The sequence below is a fragment of the Aminobacter sp. P4_D5 genome (genome assembly GCF_056401815.1).
The window spans coordinates 1-740 of record NZ_JBFUIP010000651.1 but is presented as its reverse complement, the minus strand read 5'-3'; the positions used below and the strand labels follow the sequence as shown (position 1 = coordinate 740).

2 protein-coding genes are annotated in these 740 nt (G+C 73.5%); one reads left to right on the top strand and one right to left on the bottom strand.

Annotated features, from left to right (window positions below; genetic code table 11):
- A partial coding sequence (locus AC1DWF_RS34115) for a Bug family tripartite tricarboxylate transporter substrate binding protein (protein ID WP_476842912.1) occupies window positions 1-405 on the bottom strand: 405 nt, incomplete at its 3' end.
- Between the two features lie 90 nt (window positions 406-495).
- Between AC1DWF_RS34115 and AC1DWF_RS34110 the strand changes: the two genes are divergently transcribed.
- The coding region (locus tag AC1DWF_RS34110) for a hypothetical protein (protein WP_476842911.1) at window positions 496-740 on the top strand (245 nt) is incomplete at its 3' end.

Here is a 740-nt window from a genome sequence, read left to right as displayed (position 1 = left end):
GCCGGAGACCGGTGCGAAATCGGCCACGGGATCGTAAGGCAGCGTGCGGTAGAGGCCGACATTCAKCGCMTGCGWGCYGAKCGYGCCSAYCAGCASCGTGTAGCCGTCGGGCGCGCTGCGGGCCGCGGCCTCGGTGCCGATGATGCCGCCCGCGCCGGCGCGGTTGTCGACGGTGACGGCCTGGCCGAGCGAGGCGGTCAGCCGCTCCGACAGCACGCGCGCGGCGATGTCGGTGAAGCCGCCGGGCGCGAAGGCGACGATCATGCGGATGGGGCGCGTGGGCCAGGCCTGCGCCCGTGCCGCGCGCGGGCCCAGCAGGGAGGCAGCCGCCGTTGCGGCCAGGATGTCGCGGCGCTTGGTCATGGTGGCGTTGCTCCCCTTCGTACGGGCGGAGGAACACACCATCCGGCGATCCTGGCAAGCCGCCCCCCGAGGGGTTGCCCGCGCCCCTCCCCGCGAGCAGGCTTGGCGCAACGCCTGGGGAGGAACCAAGGATTGACCGATCTGACGATCCGCGAGGTCCGCACGACCTTGCTGCAGATGCCCTGGGCGGACGACCCCTGGCTCGCCGGCCACGCGCTGGGCGAGACCAGGGATCTCGTGGTGGTGGAGGTCGTCACCGCCTCCGGCCTCACCGGCATGGGCTACCTGCACCTGCTGAACCTGCCGCTGCAGCGGACCATCGGCGCCTGCATCGCGGAGGCGATGGCGCCGCGCATCGTCGGGCGCGACGCGACCGC